Origin of the sequence: Streptomyces sp. NBC_01320, assembly GCF_035974375.1 — a bacterium.
Classification (GTDB): Bacteria; Actinomycetota; Actinomycetes; order Streptomycetales; family Streptomycetaceae; genus Streptomyces; species Streptomyces yanii.
The window spans coordinates 518,098-536,566 of record NZ_CP108391.1 but is presented as its reverse complement, the minus strand read 5'-3'; the positions used below and the strand labels follow the sequence as shown (position 1 = coordinate 536,566).

The following is an 18,469-nucleotide window of genomic DNA, read 5'->3' as shown; positions in this document are numbered from 1 at the left end:
GGGGGCGGGTTCTGCCCGCCCTTGGTGTCGGCTGTCCCTGGAGGACGATGCCTGCCCGATCCGTGCGGCTACGGTGGGCCGATGTCCAGTCCTCCCCTTGGCAGCGAGCAGGCAGAGTTGGCGCCAGCCGTGTGCGTGGTGCGCTCGGAGCTCGTGTCGGCCCTGCAGGCTCAGGGTGCTCACGGACAGCGGTCGCTGAGCCTGCTGCTGGACGCGGCCCAGATCATGAACGCTCCCGTCATCTTCCAGGCTCCTTACGAGGTGGCGCAGTGAGGTTCCCCCGGCCTGCGTGGTGCACTGGACAGTGTTCTGAAGATCGCGGGCGAGGATTTCCCTGGGTTGCGCAGCGCCACCGAGGCTGTCACCAAGGCGGCCGGGGCTGTGGTGGATGCCTGGCGGCATCGCAGCGAAGTGGAAGCCGGGGATCTGGATGTCCTCGTCGGCGCGGTCGATCGGTTGCGTGCCGAGCAGGCGAACCATGGGGGATTCCGTACGCGGCAGATCGGCCATCTGGTGCTTGAGCAGACCCGGCAGGAGATGGGGCTCGCCGAGACGGAGGCGGCCCTCAGCTGGAGCGCCTTCTACAGCGCCGCTTCCAGCGTGCTGCACGGCTCCGGCAGCGGGGCAGACGAGGCGCGCCGTCAGTTCAACGATGTCACTGCTGCCATGGAGCAGCTCTTTCTCGGCTTGCCTGAGCGGGCGGACCGGTTGCGGGAGCTGGCCAGGCTGGATGCACCGGTGCAGCAGAACGCGGACGAGGTTGCGCGGATGACCGACCCGCGGGCAGGGGTGTATTTCTTCCAGGCTGTCGTGAGTGGGCGATGGCTCGATCTGCTGCCGCTGTCGCGGCTGCTGCCCGAGGAGCAGCGCTGGCCGGCTGTGCTGTATCTGCGGCGGCTGCTGGCTGATGAGCCGGAGCGGGTGTGTGCCTGGGTGGATGAGAACCTGGACTCGATCTGTGCCCAGGGGCCCGGGGCACTGTCGCAGGCGGTCGGGGTGGTCAGCGAGGCGGGTATGGCGGCGTGTGCCTTGCTGGCCAGGCTGGTGCGGGCACAGCCGGAACGGTTTGTCTTGATGCGTGTCGCGGACTGGGCCAGGGATGTTCCCGTTGCCGAGCGGACGGGGCTGTGGGTGGTCGTGCTCGAGGGCGTCCTGCGGTCCCGCACGTTCACCGCGCACGAGTCGTGGGAGAGCGGACAGGTGCTGCGCGAGCTCGTCGACACCGCACAGCCCGGAGGCCATCTGCGCACCGGCAAGGACCGACTCGGCGTGATCATCCGTTCCGCGCTTGCCGGTGTTCTCGCCGACCATCTCAATGACGAGAACGCGGGCTTGCAGACCGAGCTCGTCAACGAACTCGGCACGATCACGCTGGCTGACCCGCCGCGTGTCATCGTCGTGACGCTGATGCGGGCCGTGCTCGATCTCGCCTTGGCCGAGGCGCAGCTCGGCATGCCGGTCGCACAGCGGCTGCGGGGTGTGCACGGCAAGCTGCCTGCCACCGAGCACCGGGCACGGCTGGTGGCTGTGCATCTGACCGAGTCTTGGCCCCACGACAGCCAGCGTGCCGAGGCTGCGGCCGAATGGTGGCAGACGGCGGTCGACGCCGCGCGGGAGGTGGGCGGCGGAACATGGCCGAGCGCGGACCTGGCCGACTTCCTCGCCCTGCTGGACGCCCACTGTCCGCAAGAGCTGCGGGCGCAGATGGAGGCCGCTCTGGGAGAAGGCTTGGGCGCACCGCCTACTGCGGCGCAGATGCGTGCGTGGGCCGATGCGTTTCCCGGGCCGGTGCCTCGACGGTGGCGCGTCGTGCGACGGCTGTCCCCGGTGCTGTCCGAGCCCGTACGCGGGCCGTGGGAGCCGGTCCTGGCGCTGCTGGAGGAGAAGTACGGGCCTCCCCCGGGCAGGCCTGAGCCCGTTGTGAAGACCACCTCGTGGGTGGAGGCCTACGGGGGGTTGTCCGTGGAGGTCTTCAGCGCGCGGGCCCAGGCCGACGGGGCGGCTGCGGCTGTCGCCGCGCTCTCTGCCGCCCACGTCGCAGACGACGATGGCGATGCTGATGAGGATCGTGCCGGTCTGCTGGGCGAGCTCGTGGCCCAGGACCTGGAGACCTGGGCTGCGGATCCTGCCGCGGTCGCGGCGGCCGCCGCGCGCCCGGTCCTGCAGACCGCCCACTTCAACGCCCTCCACCACGCCGCGGATAAAGGCCTGCTGGATCCCGGGGTGCTGGGCGCACTCGCCGAGGCAGCCTTCGCCATCCGCCCGCAGGAGGCCGACGGGCCGCAGGCGGTGCAGTTGCAGCTGGTCATCTCCAACCTCCTGCACCGCGCCTGGGACAGTGGCGCATCCCTGGGGGCCGTGGAAACGGATGCCGTGGCGTGGCTGCGTGATCTGGTCACCGGCTGGAGCACCCCGCGTCTGGGCACCTCCTCCCCACTGGCCGTGGCCATGACGGCGCCCGGCGGCAGCGCCCTGCTCTCCCTGACCGCCTGGGGCATCCAGTCTGCTGTGCGTACTGCGGACGGTCTGCCTGAGGAGCTGACGGCGACGCTGGAGGCGCTGCTGGATGCCGACCCGGACGATCAGGCTCTCGCGGTCATCGGGTTCCGCCTCACCCTGCTCCACCGCTGCGCCCCGGCCTGGACGGCCGGCCACGTCGACACGCTCCTGCCCTTGGAGCCGGCATGGCGCCCTGCGCGTGTCTGGCTGGCTCACAGCAAGCCCGACGCAGCGTTGCTGGCTCGGCTGGACCGCACCGGTCTGTGGCGTGTCCTGCGTGCGCCGGACGCCGAAGGCTCCCTCTACCGGGTCTTCCTTGCACGATACCGAACCCCTCGGCCCTGCCGGGGAGTTCCTCGCCGGACTCGCCGGCAGCCCCGGCGGGGCTGTGGCCGTATCCGCGATGCTGTCCCAGCTCGCCACCTACACCGACCGGTCGGAGAGCGGCGAGGTGACCGAGCGGGCCGCCGGCCTGTGGCGTGCGGCCCTGGATGCCGGTCTCCCGGCTGCCGCCTTGCGCGGAGTCGGGCATTTCGCGCTCGCCACTGGTCTTGACCAGGACCTGTGGCTGGAGCTCACCGTCGCCACTCTCGCCCAGCAGCCCGACCTGGAATACGCCCACTACATGGTCAAACGCGCCGGGCGTACTCCCGCTTCTCCTGGTGCCCAATTCATCGCTGCCGCTGCCCTCGACCACGGGCCTGTCAACGGCTATCGGGCCAGGACCGTTCGCCGCGCTGCCGACCTCTATGCCGCGGCACCCGCCCAGAACACCCCCGAGCGTGAGGCATTGCGTGTGGCCCTGATCAACGCCGGAGCCATCGATGACGCCTACGGGAGCTGACGGACGTCTCGGGATTACGGCAAAGACGGCAGACCGGTACGTGGGTACCGGTTCCGGGAGGACGCTGCATGTCTGCTGGACCCTGGGGGACCGAGGCCGCGTGCTCGTGGCCGGCGCGTGCACGAGCCGGTGGTGTGTTTTCCTTCCAGAATTTGGCGCGCCGCCGAACATTGCGTCTGCGTCCGGTGACAGTCTGCAAGTCTCTGCGTGGCAGAAATCGGTGTGTGGACGTGGGACTGTTTATCCGTTCACATACCTCACGCCGTCTGCTTGGGGTCCTTTCTGGCCGTGCGAGATGGTGAACTGGACACGCTGTCCTTCCTCAAGGGTTCGGTGTCCGTCCATTTGAATGGCGCTGTAGTGGACGAAGACGTCGACGGACGGGCTACCGTCGGCGGCATCGACCGAGATGAAGCCGTACCCCTTTTCAGCGTTGAACCATTTGACTGTGCCGGTCCTGTACGGGTATCTCTGCCCGTCAATCCTTTCAGCGCTTCCATCGGATGCGCGTACGTCGGCGGCCTCAGTGGGCAGGTTGGCGGGGCGGCGGCCTCGATTCTCGACAGCCGTCAACAATGCGTCGTCGGTCGCGCCCAGTACGTGGTCGAGTGCTTCGTCGGTGTTCTGGCCCGTATCTGCGTGCGCGGGTCCCGTTTCGGGCACTGTGCCATGGCCGTCGCCGGCGTCCGAGCCCTGCGGGGTGATACGGGTACGGACTGCCTGCAGGAGAGCTGCGTCCATCTGTCCGAGCAGCAGGTCCAGTTCGTCGTCGGGAGTGCGCTCGACGTTGCTCACTGTGGCCTCCTTCGGTCAGTGATGCCGAGTTGCTGCTTGAGGGTGCGGCGGGCCCGGGAGAGGTTCTGCAGGACCGCGGCTTGTTCCAGGCCCATCGATTCGGCGATCTCGGCGGTGGAGAATCCGTCGAGGTGCCAGGCCATCACGCTGCGCTGTTTGAAAGGCAGTTGGAGAAGCGTGTGCAGGACGTGACGTTGCTGCTCGTTCAGTTCTGTCGCCTGCAGGGGGGTGCGCCAGTCCGCGCTCGTCTCCGCCAGCCGGTCAGCGAGATCGCCTTCGGGCTGCTCGGGGACCGATTGCCGCAAAAAGGGGCTCTCCTGCCGCATGAGTGGGTCACTCTGTGGCGGGTTGGCGTCCGGGGAGGGTGGGGCGGGGGCCGGCGAGGGTGAGCATGACGAGGGCGATGATGGCGTCGGCGCTGTGGAAGCCGAAGCCGCGTCGGATGATGAGCCGGGTCTTGGTGTTGGTGGACTCGATCAGCCCGTTGGACAGGCCGGTGGCCAGCGCGGAGCGGATGGCCTCGTAGCGCCGCATGATCTTGCGCTGGAGGTCGACGAAGACGTCGATGCGGCAGCGGCGGGCCCAGCCGATCCACCGGTCCAGGGCCCGCAGGGCGGCGGTGGGGCGGGACTTGGCCAGGGCGAACACGGCCCGCAGGGCCTCCTTCAGGCGCCAGGCCCGGTGCAGGCGCGGATCGGTGGCGGCGATCCAGGTGAGCTTGGCGGCCTGTCGGTCGGTCAGATCGTCGGCGTTCTTCCACAGCGCGAAGCGGGAGTCCTTCAGCGCCCGGGCCCTGTCGCGGTCGCCGAGCTCGCGGCGGGCCCGGTTCCACGAGGCCCGGCGCTCGGCGTCCAGCGCCTCGGTGGCCCAGGCGACGACGTGGAAGGGGTCCATCACCCGTATCGCGCCGGGGGCCCGATCGAGGAGGACCTCGGCGATCCAGCCGGCGCCGTCGGCGGAGATGTGCGTGAGGGTGCGGGCCCGTTCAGCGCCGAGAGCGTCGAAGAAGCGGTGCAGGACGTCCTTGCCGTGCCCGTCGCTCATCCACACCACGCGGGCGGTGTCGTGGTCGACGACCACGGTCATGTACTTCTGCCCCTTGCGGTAGCTGATCTCGTCGATGCCGATCCGCCACAGGCGGGCCAGCCGGTCGACGGCCCGGTCGCGGTCGGCGACCACCCGCTCCACGATCGCCCCGACCGTGCGCCAGGAAGTCCGCATCAACTGTGCGGTCGCGCTCTTGGAGCACTCGGCGGCCATCCAGGCGGCCTGCTGATCGAAGGCGTAGGTGTGTCCGGCAGCGTGACGAGCCCAGGGCACCGCCGTCACCGTCACTCCGTGTCGGCGGCAGTCCACCCGCGGCGCGTCGGCCTCCAGGAAGACCCGCATCACGCCGTGGTCGAGGTCCCGCCACCGACGTCGGCCCCGCCCGGCGTCGAACCAGGGCGCCGGGCGCCGGCACCGGCCGCACCGCTGCCGACGTCTCGTGTCAGGCCGTACCGACACGACCACACACTGTTCGTTCTCGTCGATCCGGACGCCCTCGACCACCGTGTGTTCGGCCGTCAGCGTCCGCTTCCATATCCTGAAGAAAGACACGCCGTTTCTCTGCTTGATCAAACTTGAGCCTAGACACCTCAAGGATCACAGGAAGCGGCGTGTTTCACGTATCAGCCCAGGTCACAGCACCCACACATGCGGCAGGAGAGCCCAAAAAGGCCCGCAGGGCGACCGTGCGCAGCCACGCCCGTGGGCTGCGCACCGGCTGGCTTGAGCGCATCAGTTCCACGAAGGCGCTGTGCACGGCGTCTTCGGCTTCCGGGTACTCCGCTCCATGGCGCAGGAGGAACCGGATGAGGTAGGGCCGGTCCTCCTGGTAGGAAGTACCGACGTATGCCGACGTCGCTGCCTGGTGCCGCGCGCCTGGTACGGGGGCAGATGCGGTGTCATCCTCCATACGGTCCACGGCTGTCTCCCCTCCCCCAGCGCGTTGATGCGGGCTGTGCGGCCTTGCTCTTCGATGCGAGCCCTCCTCAGCAGGGCCCGGGCGGTGATCCGGGCCACGAGCACCCGGGCGATACCTCCGGCCGAGCACGCGGCCACGGTCATTGCCGCGCTGACGACTGTGCTGTCCACGACGCTGTGTTCCTCCTCCGGGCAAGGACAGGTGCCCTCGCTTCGATAAGGAGTGGCAGTGGAGGCCGTTTTTCTGACATCCGAGGGCCGGCTGGTTTCCGCGTGCGGCTGGCTCGCTCCTGTTCGTGATCTTGTGGGGCTCGGAAAGTCGTCGCTGCAGGTCAAGCCGCATAGCGGTACTCGTTAATGGCGCCGCCGAGGATGCGGGTGCGCAGGAGTCTGCGGACTTCGAGGTCGTGCACGGTGATGGGCTGCTGGTCGGCGCCCGGAGGTAGTTGGTTACGTGCTCGGTGGGGGCGGTGCTCGTTGTAGTGCCGCTCGTAGGCGGCCAGGACGTGCCGGGCGTGGGCCTCGTTCATGATGAGGACATGGTCGAGGGCCTCACGCCGGATGCTGCCGATCACCCGCTCACAGTGGGCGTTCATCCGAGGAGCTCGCGGTGCACTCTTGAGGATCTCCATCTCCTCGGCCTCGAAAACGGCGTCGAAGGACTGGCCGTACTTGCCGTCGCGGTCACGTAGGAGGAAGCGCAGGGGTTCCATGGGCGTGCAGAGGTCGGTGGTCAGGTTCCGCGCCTGTTGCACTGCCCACTCGCGGGTGGGGTGGGCGGTGATGCCGGCGATGTGTAGGCGCCGGGTGCCGTGTTCGAGGAACGCCAGCGCGTACAGGCGTCTGCCGAGGACAGTGTCGATATGCAAGAAGTCGACGGCGATGATGCCCTGGGCCTGGTTCGTGAGGAACTCCCGCCAGGTCGGGCCGGCGCGGCGTGGGGCCGGGTCGATGCCCGCCGCGTGGAGGATCTTCCATACCGTGGATGCGGCGATGGGGTGTCCGAGTCGGGCCAGCCGCCGGTGCCCCCACTGCGCGTTCTCTCGAGCGAGCTGCAGGATCAGCTTCTTGAGCGCTGCCTTGGTCGGCGGCCGTCCGGTGCGGGCGCGCCGGGCGCTGTAGTCCCACTTCGCCGCGATGAACCTGCGATGCCAGGCCAACAGGGTCCCGGGAGTAACCGCGAAGACCTCGTGCCAGCGGCGACGGGGTATCAGGCTGGAGAGTACAGCCAACCAGAACCGGTCCGCTGGCTCGTAACGGACCGGGCGGGCGAGCTGACGGCGCAGCACCGCATTCTCATGCCGGAGGACGAGCAACTCGGCTTCCTTATCGGTGTCGCGGCGCAGGAGCACCCCAGGGACGGACAGCAGCCTGCGAGCCACCTTGTACAGCATCGAGATGATCACGCCGACATGGTCCCAGCCGAGAACGCTCTACCTTCCCGACCTGCGGCGATGACTTTACGAGCCCCGCAGGTTGGTTCTCTACGGACAGTTCCCTCACGGTGACCGGAGGCTTTGGCTTGCCGTCCAGTGCGACCTCGAAGGCGATGGGGAACCCGGCGTATCAGGACATCGACACGATGAATTTGATCGCCGGGGAGTTGCGCCGAGGGGCACGGAACTGGCTGTGGGTTGTTCGTGGGCGGACCGCCGTGTCAGCCAACTTCTTCAAGCGGGACGGTGGCCAAAAGCGTCGGGGTCCGGCGAAAAGGTCGACGATGTGGAACTGGCGTCGACGCGTGCCGAGATCGACGCGACTGCTTCCCCCGGTACCTCAGCCACAATCCACAGAAAGCGATCGCCTCCACGCCTGAGACGGCAACGAACCGGACCATCGAGCACGCCGCCCCGCTTTTGGGTGGCGTCGAGCAGCCACCTGGCGTCGCAAACACGCTTCGAGGAGGGAAGGCAGGCACCACCTTGCGTGGACGGCTCGCAGCGCTCAGCGGAGCGGCAGGGCTGTGGCGGGGCGCGTGACGTGCGGCAGGAGGCGGGCCGCGCCCGGCAACGGCCGGGAGGCCGGTCGCGGCCGATTCGGCCGTCGACGGTGAACGCACGGTCCGCAAAGGCCCGCACTCGGGAGTGCCGAGCGCGAACGCGCTCGTCCGCTCTACTTCCCCCTGCAGGCCGCGGCCCTCGGTGCGCCCCTCACGGAGAGGCCGCGGACTCCTACCTCTGGCCCAAGCCGCAAAGTAGCGGTGAGAGCTTTGTGACGCGGCCTTGAGGAAGAACCAAGTGACCTGCATGGGGTGCAGGTCCATCGCCGTCACCCCGGCCCGGACGAGGACAGCTCAATGCTCGGGGCTGGACGGCCAGATAGCGTCGACCACCCAGGGCCGCACCACGTCCGCCAGTTCCTCCGAGAATCGGTCGCCGCCGCCCACTGCCAAGTGGGCCGCCCATTGCCGTACCGCGCCCGCCGCCAAGTCCGCCAGTTGGAGCTGTGGGTGGGCTTTGCTGTCTGCGAAGTCGATCTGAGTGGCCGGAAACGGGTCGTTGAATTGCCCCGGGCGGGCAAGGTCCGGGAGCAGGTGCGCCATGCGCAACAGCATCGCGTTGCGGTCGATCACCTTGGACGCGTCGTGAACGAGACGGAATTGCCCAACAGATTCGCCAAAGCTGGTGCACAGGCAGTACAGCGAGGGCACCGCCGGGTCGAGCAGGTCCCGCTGTTCGCCGGCCGCGAGGTCGGCGGCGGTCTCATCGGCCACGCCCCGGCAGTACTCGAGTAGATCAATCCACTCGGCGAAGTCGCCCTAATCCACCGACACCGACGCCTTGTATGCGGCCACGGCTGCGAACAGGTCGTCGGTTGAGACCCGCTGACGCACCCAGTTCACGAAGGTCTGAAGTAGCTGCCGGTAGGCCGCAGCGTCCCCGAAGGCCGGCCCGCACACGTGCAGCAGTTCCGCCAGAGCCAGCCCTTGCTTGTCCTCGTACAGGTTTAAGCCGTCCGCATCCGCCAGCGGCTCGACCAGGACGTCTACCAGTTTCGTCGTCACCATGAACGGCTTGTGTATCAGATGGCTGCGGGTGCTCCCCTCGGGCAGTTGCTCGAAGGCCCGCATCAACGCCTTCCGTCCTCGCGAGGACCGGGCGAGTGAGCCGTACTTGGGCTCTCCCTGGGTGGGGGGAAGCTGAGCTCGGACCTCGTCCACGATGGACGCGGCCAACTCGTCAGGCAGATGGACACCGGCCACCGTGAACACCGGCTGATCCGGGTCGAGCAGGTTCTGCCCTGAGTTCGAGGACTCATCTGCGTAGACAACAGGGGGCGAGTCAGGGGGGAGTGTTCATTTCTGGAGCATGCCGGGCAGACGGGCGAGGCGGCCACCGGTTTCGGGTTTCGGGCAACGGCACCCGTGCTCGGACCGCGAACAGGAGGGGGCCCGCGCCCAAGGGGGCCAACAGTCCTAGCTTGGACACCAGGGAGCAAGTAACTGGCGAGTAGGTCCGTCGATGTCCATCGTTTGCCGACGTTGATTCCGAACACGGGTTGCCGACACTCGACTTTCGACGTTCTGATTGATCGTCATGCCAGGTGTGCGCTGGCTGCGGCCCATGCCTCTTGCACGGCGCGGATTTCGGTATCTGTGGGCTGACCGGCGTCGATGGGCATAAATCGGGCCGCGATGATCGTTCGGCGGAGCTTGGCGGTCATGTCGGAGAACGCCGGGTGCGTCTTGGTGAGGTACCACGGGGCCCGTGCCCGGTGCTCGGCCGCGTCCTGGGGGTGGTGGCCGTACAGCGCGTACCAGACCACGGTGATCGTGTAGCAGTACAGGCCGAACGGAACCCCTCGCTGGACCGCGCGCCGGGTCCGGTGGTGGGCCTGGCCGACGCCGAGGATGCCGCGGGCTTCGCCGAAGGTCACCTCGATCGACCATCGCGCGGCATACCGGGCCACCAGTTGCCCGCCCGACGCGGTCAGGTCGGTGGAGATCAACGCCAGGTCGTAGCCGGTGTCGATGGCATCCTCGCGGAGCAGCAGCACCTTCACCCTTTGGGTGTGGAAGGAGCCGTACCACAGGCAGGTGGTCTCGCGCGGTGAACACGGTCTCGGTGCGGCCGTAGCGGGTCACGGCCTGCGGGGTGAACGCCAGCGTGGCGGCCAGCTCGGCCGGAGTGCCGAGCCTGTCGCCTTTCAGGCGGGGCCTACCGCGCCGTCCGGTCGGCGGTGGGGCAAGGCGGTAGAGCACCGCGTGGGACGGCAGCCGGGTAGTGAAGGTGACAGATACGGGCAGGTCACGCAGCGCCTTGCCGTGGTAGGCGGCATCCGCGACCACATCGATACGTCGGCTCCAGTGGCAGGCGGCCAGGAATCGGATCATGGAAGCGGCCAGTTCGACCTTGGTCTGCTCGCCTTTCGGGCGGTGCAGCCGGGCGGCCACCGGCAGGCACACCGGACGGGGCAGGAACGGCAGGTCCACGATCAGGCCGAGGACGACGAAGCAGGTGCCGTAGCCGATCCCGTCGCGGCCGGCGGCGGAGCCGTCGTGCTGCCAGGCGGCGCCGAAGACCTTCTTCCCACGCCGTTTGAACAGCGTGTCGTCCACCGCCACCGTCAGCGGGGTGCCGTCGGGCACCACAGAGCGCACCACAAGGTGGGACAGCGACGCGCCCAGCGTCTGCGGCTCCCAGCGGGCGCGGGCGAAGAAGGAGTGGGCCCGGTCATGGGACCAGCAACGGGTCAACCCCGCGCCCAGCAGCATCCCGGTGACCGTGCCCCGACCGGTGTTCGCGATCAGCCCAGTGACCAGCGCGGCGAACGTGGAGAAGGTCGGCGAGGTGAAACTGCCGCGCAAAGCGCCCAGCACAGCGAGCAGAGATGCGGGTACGGTCGGATCCGGAAGCATCGGCGGGTCCCTCACAGCAGGCGACATAAGCACCGCCGATGCTTCCTTGGCGTCTGCCTCCCGGCCGGGCCGATGGCCACAGGTCACCCGTGCGAGCTACCTATCTGACAGTTGGTCAGAACGACGAAAGTCGAGGCCGACATAGCCGCCCTGCGGAAACGTCGGAGCCCGGCCATACAGCGACGGTTTTGCCGATCTTGCTCAGACACCGAGGGAGGTGCGGATGGCCTCGATCTCGCCGAGCAGCTCCTCCATGCACTCGAAGCCCCGGTCGACGCAGCTCATGTCGACCCCGCACTCGGCCTGTCGAGCCCGCAGCAGCGGATGAAGGGGCATGGACACCGGGAAGGCCAGGGGATCAAGGCTCGGCGCTCGCTCCTGGAGCAGGTCGAGGCCGCTGCGGGTACCGTCGGAGACGGAGAGCCATCCGTTGAAGTCGTTGTATTCGATGACACCGGCCTCAATCCCCTTCGTCCAGGTGGAGAACAGGGCGGCCAGGCTGGTGGCGGCTCGAACTGCGTCCCAGGCGTCCGGGGCGATCTCATAGCGCCAGATCTCGCCCTCGTGATCACCGGCGAGCACGAACGTGTAGACGATGACGTCGAAGTGGAACAGCGGCAGCTGATGCCGCCAGGGGAACGGCACGCCGACGGAGAGCGACAGGATGTCGAGTGCCTCCCCGTCGGTCGGCCACGGGAGCAGCTTTCCGCCGTTGGGCAGGAGCCGCCGCGCATGCCACCCCTGGAATTGGAGCCAGGTCACCTGCTCCGCGACGTGGTCCACGTCGAAGAGCCGGTGGACCAGGTCCGGCGGGGGCTGCCCGCCGGACGGGGCGTCGGCTGCGGGCCAGGTGAGGCCCGCAGTCGACGCCGCTGTCCGGTAGTCCTGCGCCGCGTCACGCAGCGCCAGCATGTCATCGAGCATTACGGAGTTGCCTTCATTACGGAATTGCCTTGGGTTGCATGCACAGGTCGGTCCCGCCCGGGTTGATCCGGAATCCGAAGCTCGGCCCGTTCGCCTCGACCCAGGGCTTGATCGGCAGCACGATGAACTTGTCCGTGTCCTTCACCTTGCACTTGCCGTAGAACGCGGAGAGGTCATGGGCTTGCGGCAGCGACTCCGCGTTCGGCACCGGCTTCAGAGAAGCGGTCAGACCCGACAGGTCGACCGCCTGGTCCGTCCCCCAGAACGGGAACTCGTCACAGGTCTTCGCGACCCGCCCGTTGCAGACGTTCGGCTGGAAGCGCGGATTGTTGTCGTACCAGTTGCGGTCGTAACCCGCAGCCGTCGCGGCCTGGCCGCGTTCGCTGCGCCCCGGGTAGAACCACTTGGACCGCGCCGGGGGCTGCGGGTAGCTTCCGTTGCCCATGGCCTCCACGATATGGGTCCCGGTCTCCTGCATGGGCGCACCCCGGTAGTTCGTACCACCGGGAACGTAGACGACAACGTCGTCGTCGCAAGCCGCGATTCCCTGGGTGCCCCGCTGGGCGGTGCACGCCGCGTCGATGATGCTCTTGAGTTTGGCGTCCTCGCTGTCGTCCCAGGCGAAGGGCAGGTTGTCCCGACCGGTTATCTCCTTCGTCGTCGTGATCACCTGGGCGTACGCCTTGAGGCTGTTGTACCAATCGCCTTCGTCCAGGTGCCAGTTGTCGAACGTGGTGAGGTCGTCGTCGTGGTGAATCGGGTATTCGAGGAGCCCTCCGATGGCTATCGGGGTGGGGAAGAGGATCGCCCAGAGCACGCCGAGTGCGATCCCGATGACGATCCCCGCGATCGTGACGACGACGAAGGTGGCGACAGCGGAGGTGGCGGCCGCACCCGCCGCGGCCTCGACCGCCACCGTGGGAGGCGCCAGCAGTAGTGCACAGGCGCCCTGGGCGCACCAGGCGACCGTTTGGACCGCGGCTCCTGGCACGAACTGCGTTCCCACTTGGCCGGTGGTGCCGCTCAGCGAGTCGATCGCCGGTCCCTTGCCGGGCGGAGCGACCTCCTTGAGCATGTCGGTGACGTCGTCGTCGCAGTCGAGCTTCTTGTCCTCGTCCAGCGGAAGGTTGTCCTCGATGCAGGTGGCGTCCGCAGCGGTGTAGCAGCCCTCGAACACCTGCGTGGCTCCTGCCGGCACCGGGACGTCGCCGCGCAGGCTCGGCGCGACGTAGAAGTCGCCGCCCTGCGCGGCGCACTGCGAGCCCTCGCTGGTCACCTGTTGTGTGACCGCTTCGGGCACCGTGGGTTCGACGGCCGAGGTGATGAACTCGCCCCCGAAGTCCCGTACCTTCGTGCCGTCCTCGCCGATCGCGTCGACCCGGAACGTGTGCGACGTGAGCGCTTCGAGGGGCTCGATCGGGTACTTGACGACGCTGTCCGCAGTACACGGGTCAGCCGGGTTGCCAGCAGTGTCCTCGCAGTACTGCTTCAGCGAGAACTCCTCGTACAGAGAACCATCGAGGAAGGCGCGGTAGGTGACGTCATAGGCGGGATCGGGGTGCCATGTGGCCAGGGCGCCACCCTCCCCCGGGTCGAACTCCAGCCCGACGGGCTCCGGCGGCTTCTGCGTGGTGCGGAAGGTCGCCGTGGCGGGCGTCGGCGACTTGTTGCCGGCCAGGTCGACGGCGACCACGGACACGGTGTGCTCGGTCTCCGGCGCCAGCCCCGTGATCGTGTACGAGCGGGTGCCGCTGTTCGTACGGTGCGGGGCGCCGCCGTCGACCCTGATCTCGTATCCGGCGAGGCCGTAGTTGTCGGTGGCCGCGGCCCAGGTCACCTTGGCCGAGTACGCCGTGATGTCGCCGACCGTCAGACCGGCGACGTTGCTCGGCGGGATGTTGTCGACGACGGTAATGGAACGCAGGACCCTCGCGTGCCGCTTGGGCTCGCGCTCAGCGCGGGTGCACACCAGGTTCTCGCCCAGTTCCGGCGGCCGCAGGCGCGTCTCCCATGACGAGGCCCAGCCCGAGACCCCGTCCGGTGGCGGGCCGAGGGTGAAGTCGGTCGTCACCAGCTTGCCGACCGACACGTCGACCATCGTCGCGTGCTTGTGTAGGACGCCGCCGAGGTCGATCTTCCCCTCCTCGTCGACCGCGACCTCGGCACCGTGTTCCGGTGCGTCGACCCGGATGGCGGAGTGGTTCTCCTCCTGCGGCGGGGTCATGCCCGCACATGCGGCAGGGACGAGCCTGACCGGTTCAGCCGCCGCTGCCTCGGGCGCCGGCAGGCTCAGCAGTGCCACCGGGAGCGCCAACGACACGACAACTGCCGTCGTTCTTAAGCTATTTCGGAAGTATCTGCTCCGCATCAGCCCCCCTAGTCACATAAAATGCCAATTGCGTGCCGCGATGGTAGAGGGGTCCGTCGCCGTTTGTCATGGCCGCGAACCACTCGCAGTGGCTGGATGCCGCATCAGCACTGGCCAACCCGGTTGCGGACATGACGAGTCGGTCCGCCGGGCGCCGACCGGCGCGCGGGGGCGGTGTCCACAGGCGGCGGTGAGCGCGGTTGTGGTCGCGCCCCGTCGCCGAGGCGATGCTGCGGCTCCACCGACACCAGCCACTTGGACTCGCGAGAGCTGCGGCCGCGGCTGCGGCTGTTCGGCAAGGCACCGAAGGAGTTCGGCGAGCCGTGGAGGCTGGGAATCATGCCGGGACCAGGTTCCGCCGGCGAAGCCATTTAGGTGTCGCTCCTTTGGAGAGACGGTCCCACCAGCACAGCCCGACGCGTCAGTCCTCTGGGGTAGTGCGGAACTCGGGTCGATCAGACGCAGATCCAGCAGTACAGCCGTTCCCCGCGCCGCTGTGCCCCGCGGGCGAGTTCCGCCAACTCGTGCAGCAGGCCGCCGATCGCGTCGGGATCACCAGCCCCCCGCTCTTCGACCCAATGCCGTGCTGGACAGTCAATTCGGCGGTCTCCACCGTCGCCAGGACGCCTTGAAGCTCATCGCTGATGGTGAGCACTAGTACTGCAACGACACTTCGTGACGTTGTGGACGCTGTCTCGTTGATCGCTGCGTGCAGAAAGAGATAACTGACGGTTGGTCAGATGTATTCGATGACTTCGTGGCGCGGTTTGCGGGTCGGTTCGGGCGTGTGGAGTCGCGGAGACGGGCGGTGTCCTACCTGCGGGGACTGCTCAGTGAGACGGAACGCAAGAACGGCTGGACCCTGGCGGAGACCGTCGGCGATGGCGGCCCCCAGGGCATGCAGCATGTGCTGAACCACTACGTGTGGGACACCGAAGCTCTGCGCGACGATGTCCGCGACGCGGTTGTGGAACTCCTCGGGGATCCCGAACAGGGAATTCTCATCCTCGATGAGACGGGATTCCTGAAGAAGGGCGTCCGGTCGGCGGGTGTGGCCCGACAGTACTCGGGGACGGCCGGCCGGATTGAGAATTCTCAGATCGGAGTCTTCCTGGCCTACGGATCCGGGAAGGGGCGTGCCCTGATAGACCGTGAGCTGTATCTTCCGAAGGGCTGGACGTCGGACCGTGAATGCTGCCGGGCGGCCGGTATCGAAGACGATGTCGAGTTCGCCACCAAACCGGACCTGGGACTGCGCATGCTGCAACGCGCGATGGAGGCCGGGATCCCGTTTGGCTGGGTGACTGCTGATGAAGTCTACGGCCAGACAAGCTGAATCCGGCTGTGGCTGGAGGAACACGAAATACCTCACGTGCTGGCGGTTCCGAAATCGCAGATGGTCATCACCATGGAATTCTTCGGTCAGGCCCGCGCTCACGAGCTGATCAGCCAGCTGGCCGACGATGAGTGGAAGTCTCTGAACTGCGGCAACGGTGCTCATGGGCCGAGGGTTTACGACTGGGCGGCAGCCGCGATCCGGCCCTGGCGCCGCGAGGGCTGGGACCACTGGCTGCTGGCACGCCGCAGCCTTACCGACCCCACGGAAATCGCCTATTACATCTGCTTTTCCCCGACCGGGACGCCTCTTGAGGAACTCGCGCGGATCGCGGGGCCCCGGTGGATGGTCGAGGAATGCTTCCAGGCTGCGAAGAACGAGACCGGACTTGATCACTACCAAGCCCGCGGCTATACCGCGTGGTACCGGCACATAACTCTCTCCATGGCCGCCCTCGCCTTCCTCGCAATCCTGCGGGTGGAGGCAAAAAAAGGGGGTCCCGAAACCGATACCGAGCGATCCCTCATACCCGTGGCCATGAACGAGTCCCGGCGTCTCTTCAATCGCATCTGCTTTCCCGTCCGCCATGGCTTCCAGTACGTACTCGCCTGGTCCGTATGGCGAAGAAAGAGCCAAGCACGAGCTCGCATCAGCCACTACAAACGCAGAGGACATCACGAAGTGTCGTTGCAGTACTAGGCAAGCCGGGTCAATCCCCTGCTGGACGAGGTGGCCTCGGGGCTGACTCCCGGGGCCGCGCTCGACCTGGGATGCGGAACCGGCGGCGACGCCCTGTGGCTTGCCCGCCACGGCTGGAAGGTCACCGCAGTGGACATCTCGCCGACCGCGGTGGAACGTGTGGCCGCGCTCGCCCGCGCGGAGAACCTCGATGCCCGCGTCACGGCGGAGTGCCACGATCTGGGGCAGACCTTCCCCGCCGGGGACTTCGACCTGGTCTCGGTCCAGTACTTCCACACGCCCTACGAGCTGCCCCGCGACGCGATCCTGCGCACCGCGGCCGAGGCCCTGCGCCCTGGGGGCCGGCTCCTTGTGGTGGACCACGGGTCGATCGCGCCCTGGTCCTGGAACCAGGACAGCGACACGCACTTCGACACCCCGCAGGAAACTTACGCAGCGCTCGCCCTGCCCGCCTCCGACTGGACCGTCGAGCGAGCCGAAGCACCACGGCGGGAGGCGACCGGCCCGGGCGGGCAGACCGCCACCGTGGCCGACCACGTGCTGCTCGTCCGCCGGGGGCCGGTGGTCGGCTGACCGGGCCGAGTCGGCGGGAGTCCGCCGTCCGACGAAGGCGTACTCGACGATCACCGTACGGCAGCCCGGAAGCCTGGCCCGCCCGAGGTCCTGATCGGCCCGAACCGCACCACGGTCCGGACCGATCAGGACCTCGGGCAGCTCTTCGGGAGATGCCGGCTCAGTCCTCGACGAACCTGAGGTAGGGAGCCACGCTGCGCAGTTTCTCGCAGGTCTCCTCGATCTCCCGCTCGGGGCTGGACTGTCCGGTGACCCCGGCACCGGCCCGCAGCCACGCCTCATTCCCAGCACCGATGAGGGTGCGCAGGACGAGCGCGGCGTCCAGGGCTCCACCGGTGCTCCCCCGGAACACGGCGCCGCCGTACAGCCCCCGTGGTCCCTGCTCGTGACGGGCCAGGGCCTGAAGCGCGGCGCGTTTGGAGACCCCGGTAGCAGTGATCGCCGGGAAGAGGGAGGCGAAGGCGTCCCATGGTCCGGCGTCCGACCGCAGCCGGCCCGTCACCCGCGATGCCAGGTGTTGCACCGATCCGCGCGGCCTGACAGCCATGAACTCCTCGACCGCTACGGAGCCGGCGCGGCACACGGACGCCATCTCGTCCCAGGCGAGGCGGACGGACACGGCGTGTTCGTGTATCTCCTTGGGGTCGCTGAGCAGTTCCGACCGCCGACGCTCGTTCTCCGCCGGGTCGGCGCCAAGTGCGCGGGTGCCCGCGAGCGGCTGGGTGCTGACGCGCCCCTCCGCCTCGACCTCCAGAACGGTCTCGGGGCTGAACCCGGCCGCCTGGTAGCCGCCGAGATTCATGAGGTAGGAGCGTGCCGGTGTGTTGGCCCGGCGGCCCGCGAGGTAGGTGGCGGGGAAGTCCGGGCGGGGCTCGGCGGGCAGCGGGACCTTCCGGGAGACCACTGCCTTCTCCAGGAGCCCCGCGTGGATGTCCGCGACCGTCCGGGACACCGCCTGGCCGTAGGCGGCGGTGCCGACGGCGATGACGCCCTCGGTGCTCTCCGGCGTCGGTTCGTCGTGAGCCGTCCGTCCTCGTGGGGGCTCCGCAAGCAGGTCGGCGACCTTTTGTGTCCATGCCTCGTCCACCGTGCGGACCACTGTTCGGTCGCCGGTGAGGGTCACTTCGACGGACGGGATCATCGCGTGGAGCAGAGGCTGGTCTCCGGCTGTCGTGGGGTCCGCGTGAAGGAGGTGGGCGAGTTCGAAGGCTGCCCAGCCGTAGAAGTGGCGTGATTCGTCGCCCGCGTCGTGCAGGACGGACAGGGCGGTGGCGAACGCCGTCAGTGGTTTCTGGCCGGTGCACGAAGTCCAGGTCTGTCCGGCGGAACGCGCGGTGAGGTTGGTGGCGTCGGCGGTGACGCTCACGGCGGAGCCGGCCACGAAGTGCCAGACACCGGCTTCCGCCTCGTACACCATGTACTGGTCGGCGAGTCCCGCCTGTGCGAGGCGGGTTGCGGTCGCCGCCGGGTCGGGGCAGGGCTCTCGGATGCTCGTGCAGGCGAGCGGGGATACGGAACTCGCCCATGCCTCCCAGGTGCTCCGGACTCCGGTGGTCATCGTGTCATGCCTTTCCTCTGCCGCTGTGTCCGGTCGATCGCTGGTGCCGG

14 protein-coding genes and 3 pseudogenes are annotated in these 18,469 nt (G+C 68.2%); 5 read left to right on the top strand and 12 right to left on the bottom strand.

Annotation, left to right across the window (positions count from 1 at the left end):
- Positions 1-81 precede the first annotated feature (81 nt).
- From OG395_RS57510 to OG395_RS57500, 3 genes are all read left to right on the top strand, one after another.
- Complete coding sequence (locus OG395_RS57510) at positions 82-273, top strand: hypothetical protein (RefSeq protein ID WP_327250096.1); 192 nt, start codon at positions 82-84, stop codon at positions 271-273.
- Positions 274-339: 66 nt separating this feature from the next.
- A complete protein-coding gene (locus OG395_RS57505; protein ID WP_327250095.1) occupies positions 340-3,054 on the top strand; it encodes a hypothetical protein in 2,715 nt (904 codons plus the stop codon).
- Positions 3,014-3,343: a hypothetical protein gene (locus OG395_RS57500; RefSeq protein WP_327250094.1), complete on the top strand. Its 330-nt coding sequence runs from the start codon at positions 3,014-3,016 to the stop codon at positions 3,341-3,343. Before OG395_RS57505 ends, OG395_RS57500 begins: the two co-directional genes overlap by 41 nt.
- A 240-nt stretch (positions 3,344-3,583) precedes the next feature.
- Here the strand turns inward: OG395_RS57500 and OG395_RS57495 are convergent, their stop codons facing one another.
- The 11 genes and pseudogenes from OG395_RS57495 to OG395_RS57455 form a co-directional block, all read right to left on the bottom strand.
- Positions 3,584-3,826: a cold shock domain-containing protein gene (locus OG395_RS57495; RefSeq protein ID WP_327250172.1), complete on the bottom strand. Its 243-nt coding sequence runs from the start codon at positions 3,824-3,826 to the stop codon at positions 3,584-3,586.
- A 308-nt stretch (positions 3,827-4,134) separates the two neighbouring features.
- Complete coding sequence (locus OG395_RS57490; protein ID WP_327250093.1) at positions 4,135-4,443, bottom strand: RNA polymerase sigma factor; 309 nt, start codon at positions 4,441-4,443, stop codon at positions 4,135-4,137.
- A gap of 28 nt (positions 4,444-4,471) precedes the next feature.
- Entirely contained in the window at positions 4,472-5,737 is a 1,266-nt protein-coding gene (locus OG395_RS57485; protein WP_327241578.1) for an ISL3 family transposase, read from the bottom strand.
- A 64-nt stretch (positions 5,738-5,801) separates the two neighbouring features.
- Entirely contained in the window at positions 5,802-6,095 is a 294-nt protein-coding gene (locus OG395_RS59080) for an RNA polymerase sigma factor (RefSeq protein ID WP_442818847.1), read from the bottom strand.
- Positions 6,096-6,435: 340 nt separating this feature from the next.
- The gene (locus tag OG395_RS57480) at positions 6,436-7,509 is read right to left on the bottom strand and encodes an integrase core domain-containing protein (protein ID WP_327250092.1); all 1,074 of its coding nucleotides are present in this window, start codon (positions 7,507-7,509) and stop codon (positions 6,436-6,438) included.
- A gap of 887 nt (positions 7,510-8,396) precedes the next feature.
- Positions 8,397-8,816 carry a DUF3800 domain-containing protein gene (locus OG395_RS57475; protein WP_327250091.1) on the bottom strand — a complete coding sequence of 140 codons (420 nt, stop codon included), beginning with the start codon at positions 8,814-8,816 and terminating at the stop codon, positions 8,397-8,399.
- Positions 8,817-8,861: 45 nt separating this feature from the next.
- Positions 8,862-9,314 (bottom strand): hypothetical protein, encoded by a 453-nt coding sequence (locus OG395_RS57470; RefSeq protein WP_327250090.1) that lies wholly within the window; start codon positions 9,312-9,314, stop codon positions 8,862-8,864.
- 323 nt (positions 9,315-9,637) lie between these two features.
- Positions 9,638-10,105, bottom strand: a complete 468-nt coding sequence (locus tag OG395_RS57465) for a hypothetical protein (protein ID WP_327250089.1) — start codon at positions 10,103-10,105, stop codon at positions 9,638-9,640.
- A 61-nt stretch (positions 10,106-10,166) separates the two neighbouring features.
- Positions 10,167-10,961: pseudogene (locus tag OG395_RS59075) on the bottom strand (IS701 family transposase); the annotation flags it as partial.
- Positions 10,962-11,162: 201 nt separating this feature from the next.
- Positions 11,163-11,885, bottom strand: coding sequence for a hypothetical protein (locus OG395_RS57460; RefSeq protein ID WP_327250088.1), 723 nt, complete (start codon positions 11,883-11,885; stop codon positions 11,163-11,165).
- Positions 11,886-11,901: 16 nt separating this feature from the next.
- A complete protein-coding gene (locus tag OG395_RS57455; protein ID WP_327250087.1) occupies positions 11,902-14,109 on the bottom strand; it encodes a fibronectin type III domain-containing protein in 2,208 nt (735 codons plus the stop codon).
- A gap of 853 nt (positions 14,110-14,962) precedes the next feature.
- On the opposite strand from OG395_RS57455, the pseudogene OG395_RS57450 reads away from it, so the two are divergent.
- Together OG395_RS57450 and OG395_RS57445 are read left to right on the top strand one after the other, a co-directional pair.
- Positions 14,963-16,288, top strand: a pseudogene (locus OG395_RS57450) (IS701 family transposase).
- 12 nt (positions 16,289-16,300) lie between these two features.
- Positions 16,301-16,861: pseudogene (locus OG395_RS57445) on the top strand (SAM-dependent methyltransferase); the annotation flags it as partial.
- Positions 16,862-17,021: 160 nt separating this feature from the next.
- Here OG395_RS57445 and OG395_RS57440 read toward each other — a convergent pair.
- On the bottom strand, positions 17,022-18,419 hold the full coding sequence (locus OG395_RS57440) for a salicylate synthase (protein WP_327250085.1): 1,398 nt from the start codon (positions 18,417-18,419) through the stop codon (positions 17,022-17,024).
- Positions 18,420-18,469: the final 50 nt, after the last annotated feature.

What these genes read in the sequence shown, in the direction of transcription:
- OG395_RS57455 (WP_327250087.1), bottom strand. Translation starts at nt 14,109, where the DNA reads ATGACCCCGCCGCAGGAGGAGAACCACTCCGCCATCCGGGTCGACGCA.
- OG395_RS57510 (WP_327250096.1), top strand. Translation starts at nt 82, where the DNA reads ATGTCCAGTCCTCCCCTTGGCAGCGAGCAGGCAGAGTTGGCGCCAGCC.
- OG395_RS57440 (WP_327250085.1), bottom strand. Translation starts at nt 18,419, where the DNA reads ATGACCACCGGAGTCCGGAGCACCTGGGAGGCATGGGCGAGTTCCGTA.
- OG395_RS59080 (WP_442818847.1), bottom strand. Translation starts at nt 6,095, where the DNA reads ATGGAGGATGACACCGCATCTGCCCCCGTACCAGGCGCGCGGCACCAG.
- OG395_RS57460 (WP_327250088.1), bottom strand. Translation starts at nt 11,885, where the DNA reads ATGCTCGATGACATGCTGGCGCTGCGTGACGCGGCGCAGGACTACCGG.